Genomic DNA, 1,014 nt, shown 5'->3' on the forward strand with positions numbered 1-1,014 from the left:
TTCATCAAAGATTCGGTAAGAAAAAAATTGCTATTGGGCCTTGCTTCGTACCAAACAGAAATTGGTCGATGAGTAGAGATAAATTGAGTAAGAATCCTTTCAGATGGGATCAACTGTTAATCATCAATAATTAAAATAAAAACGCTCTTTTACGATTGAAAAGAGCGTTAGAATCATCGATTAAATACGGATTTAATTTATATTATTCAGAATATTGAGACCTAATAGCAACTTGCATTCAAGCCAAGGATTTATTTTGTGTAGCAGATATCCTAAATACTTCCACTATTTTTTTTAAAATCCACACTTTCAAAATATGCCATGATCTCCTCATGGGCTGGGTTAATTTCAATATCTGGAAATATTTTTTGCTCCGTAACTTGTCGTAAAGTTTGTTTTTCCTTAAATGTAAACGTAAAGTCTTCAGGTATATTCTTGTATAAAGGAGGAAGTTTCTTAACTCCACCTTCTGTCATTTTCTCAATAAAAACAGCTAGCCAAAGTATAAACTCACCTTTATTTTTATAATTAGGAATTAAGCTCAGATCAAAACCTGAATCTCCCTCCTGAGATTTTATAAGTCCTTTCTCCATATCAATAAAATTTACCAGAAGCTTAAGATCTGTATCTTTGAGAGCCTTTCTCAATTCTCTAAAAATTAAATTAACTAACTCTTGAGAGTCATACGTAAACAACTGTTTTTGCTCAAATACGTTATATAGATTGTCAGCTAAGCGTAGGTATTGTGGCATTTTTATTATCCTAAAGTATTTAAATTATCCAAATTAAAGTATGACTTTTCATGTATTAATAAATGTAAAGCTTTAGGTGATATATGTTTCTTCCATAGTTTTAATGTAAATTAAAAACAATATAAGTCACATTATTTTTATTATTTGTGATGCAACAAGTAAAATTTAAGTTTCCAATTAATAAAATGTTTCAACTTCTTTTGAAAATTTATATCTAAAACCAAGTATAAAGGTCTACTTTAAAAAAGTAAAATAGTATTTT

At 28.5% G+C, this 1,014-nt stretch carries 1 protein-coding gene; it reads right to left on the minus strand.

The annotated features are described in order from the left end of the window. Window positions 1-272: 272 nt before the first annotated feature. Window positions 273-752, minus strand: a complete 480-nt coding sequence (locus tag AWW72_RS18660; RefSeq protein ID WP_062848318.1) for a hypothetical protein — start codon at window positions 750-752, stop codon at window positions 273-275. Window positions 753-1,014: the final 262 nt, after the last annotated feature.

It is taken from the genome of Acinetobacter sp. NRRL B-65365 (assembly GCF_001605865.1).
GTDB classification, from domain to species: Bacteria; Pseudomonadota; Gammaproteobacteria; order Pseudomonadales; family Moraxellaceae; genus Acinetobacter; species Acinetobacter vivianii.